The following is a 3031-nucleotide window of genomic DNA, read 5'->3' on the forward strand; positions in this document are numbered from 1 at the left end:
CCGGCACCGCCGCCGCGCTCACCGCCGCCGACGGCCCCGAGGCCCTCGCCCGCCTCACCGAACTCCTCGCCCACGGCGCCGCCGACCCCGCCGACCCCTACTGCGCCGCCCACCTGCACTGCCCGCCGCTCGCCGTCGCCACCGCCGCCGACCTCGCCGTCAGCGCCCTCAACCCCTCCCAGGACTCCTGGGACCAGGCCCCCGTCGCGACCGCGCTGGAGACCGCGCTGCTCGCCGAACTCGCAGCCCTGGTCGGCTACGACCCGGCCCACGCCGCCGGCGTGCTCACCTCCGGCGGCACCGAGTCCAACCTCATGGGCCTGATGCTCGCCCGCGACCAGAAACTCGACGGCATCGTCGAACTCGACGGCCTCCTCGGCCTGCCCGCCGGCACCCGGCCCCGGATCCTCGCCTCCCGCGCCGCGCACTTCTCCGTCCAGCGCGCGGCCGCCCTGCTCGGCCTCGGCGAACGGGCCGTCATCCCCGTCGACGTCGACCACGGGCTGCGGATGGACCCGGCCGCCCTCGAACGCGCCCTGGCGGAGGCCTCCTGGGCCGGCGACACCCCGGTCGCCGTCGTCGCCACCGCCGGCACCACCGACACCGGCGCCGTCGACCCGCTGCCCGCCGCCGCAGACCTCGCCGAACGCTACGGCGCCTGGCTGCACGTCGACGCCGCGTACGGCGGCGGCGCGCTGCTCTCCGACCGGCTCGCCCCGCTGCTGGCGGGCATCGAACGGGCCGACTCCGTCTCGCTGGACTGGCACAAGCTGGGCTGGCAGCCCGCCGCCGCCGGCGTCTTCCTGGTCCGCCGCGCCGAGACCTACGTCTCGCTCGCCCGCCGGGCCTCCTACCTCAACCCGGCCGACGACGAACAGGCCGGCTACCCGAGCCTGCTGGGCCTCTCGCTGCGCACCACCCGGCGGACGGACGCCTTCAAACTCGCCGTCACCCTGCGCACCCTCGGCCGCGCCGGACTCGGACGGCTCGTCGACGCCTGCCACGACCTCGCCCTCGCCGCCGCCGACGCCGTCCGCGCCGAACCGGACCTCGAACTGCACGCCGCACCCGTGCTGACCGCGCTGCTGTTCCGCTACCGCCCGGCGGACGCCCGGGACGAGGCCGCCGTCGACCGGGTCAACGCCGAGCTGCGCCGCGCGCTGCTGCGCGCCGGCCGGGCCGTGGTCGGCCGCACCGAACTGCCCGGCGAGGGACCGGGCCGGGTGCGGCTCAAGCTCACCCTGCTCAACCCGCACACCACCCCGGAGGAGGTCGCCGGCCTGCTCGGCGAGGTCGCCCTCGCGGGCCGGGAGGTGTGGAGCGCCGCGCGGTAGCCCGGACGGATCCGGCGGCTCCCGGGCTCGCGGGCCCTACGGCGTGAGCAGGATCTCGCGGCAGCGCTCCCAGGTGGCGGGGTCGGCGGCGACGAGCAGGCCGTCCTCACCGCCCGGGGGCTCGGGGTGGTAGGGGGTGCCGTCGAGGCGGGCGGAGCGGCCGCCGGCCTCGGTGAGCAGGAGGGATCCGGGCGCGTGGTCCCAGGGGAGGGTGCGCCAGTAGAGCATGAAGTCCATGGCGCCCTCGGCGATGTCCGGGTACTCGATGCCGGCGGCGTGACGGCCCGCGGTCACCTCGCCGAAGGCGGTGGTGTTGGCCTCGACCATGCGGCGGCGGGACGGGTCGAGGAACCGGCTCTTCACCGAGCCGCGCCACTTCGCGGGGTCGGTGCCGGCGGGGGCGCGGGTGAGGCGGTGGCCGTCGCGCCAGGCGCCGGAGCCGAGTTCGGCGGTGTAGGTGGTGGAGGTGACGGGGTGCCGGATCCAGGAGGCGACCGTCCGGCCGTCGCGCACCAGGGAGACCATGACGGCGTACTCGGGCCGGCCGGCGATGAAGTTGGCGGTGCCGTCGACGGGGTCGACGAGCCAGGCGGCGGGCTCCGTGTGCAGCGCCTTGGCGAGGTCGGGGTCGGCGGCGACGGCCTCCTCGCCCACCACCGGGACGGGCAGCAGTTCGCGCAGCCGCCGGGCGATGATCACCTCGGCCTCCCGGTCGGCGACGGTGACCACCTCGCCGGGGGCCTTCTCCATCACCTCGCCGGCCGCCAGCGCCCGGAACCGGGGCTCCACCACCTCGGCCGAGGCCTCGGCGATGATCTCCGCCACCTTGTCCATCAGCACGTGCCCGCTCCCTTCGCCGGCTACCACTTTCGCACGTCAGTGCGGAGTCGGCGTGCGGCGGGGCGGGGGTGACAAATGACGGCTGACAGATTTCAGATGACAGATTTCAAAATCTGTCATCTGAAATTTGTCAGCTGTCAGCTGTCAGCTGTCAGTCGTCAGTCGTCAGTCGTCAGTCGTCAGTCGTCGGCCGTCCCCCCGTTCCCGTCCAGGTAGTGGAACCCGGGCCGGGGATGCATCAGGAAGTCATGGTGCGAGATGTTGAACGCGTACGCCCCGGCCATGCCGAAGAGCACCCGGTCGCCCGCGCGTAGGCCGGCCGCCGCCGGGGCGGCGTGGGCGAGGACGTCCTTCGGGGTGCAGAGCTGTCCCGTCAGGGTCGCCCGGCCGCCGGTCACGGCGGGGCGCGTCCACGGGTGCGGCCAGGCGGCGACCGGCAGGGTGGCGAACGGCTGGCTGTGGCCGCGGGTGGCCGGGGTGCGCAGGTGGTGGGTGCCGCCGCGGACGACCGCGAAGTCCTCGCCGTGGCTGCGCTTCACGTCCAGCACCTCGGTGGCGTACCAGCCGCAGTAGGCGGTGAGCGCCCGGCCGGGCTCGATCCGCAGGGTCGGCCCGGGGTGGCGGTCCAGCAGTCGGCCGAGACCCTCGCCGAACGCCGTCCAGTCGAAGCGGGCGGCCGGGTCGCCGTAGTCGACGGCCATGCCGCCGCCCACGTTGACCTCGTCCAGCGCGAACGCGTGCCGCTCCGCCAGCCGGACCGACCAGGCGACGATCCGCTCGGCGAGCGCCAGTTGCTCGGCGGCCGCCAGCCCGCTCGCCAGGTGGGCGTGCACGCCGCGCAGCCGCAGCCGCCGAAG

Annotated in this window: 3 protein-coding genes; 1 reads left to right on the plus strand and 2 read right to left on the minus strand. The window is 75.5% G+C overall.

All coding sequences use genetic code 11. The features are described from left to right. A partial coding sequence (locus ABD308_RS11685) for a pyridoxal phosphate-dependent decarboxylase family protein (protein WP_344332044.1) occupies window positions 1–1334 on the plus strand: 1334 nt, incomplete at its 5' end. A 36-nt stretch (window positions 1335–1370) separates the two neighbouring features. Here ABD308_RS11685 and ABD308_RS11690 read toward each other — a convergent pair. Further along, window positions 1371–2168, minus strand: a complete 798-nt coding sequence (locus tag ABD308_RS11690) for an inositol monophosphatase family protein (protein WP_344332186.1) — start codon at window positions 2166–2168, stop codon at window positions 1371–1373. 185 nt (window positions 2169–2353) lie between these two features. Next, on the minus strand, window positions 2354–3031 hold a 678-nt coding region (locus ABD308_RS11695; protein ID WP_486327017.1), incomplete at its 5' end, for a type III PLP-dependent enzyme domain-containing protein.

Origin of the sequence: Kitasatospora putterlickiae (genome assembly GCF_039527695.1) — a bacterium.
Taxonomy (GTDB): domain Bacteria; phylum Actinomycetota; class Actinomycetes; order Streptomycetales; family Streptomycetaceae; genus Kitasatospora; species Kitasatospora putterlickiae.

What these genes read in the sequence shown, in the direction of transcription:
- ABD308_RS11690 (WP_344332186.1), bottom strand. Translation starts at nt 2,168, where the DNA reads ATGGACAAGGTGGCGGAGATCATCGCCGAGGCCTCGGCCGAGGTGGTG.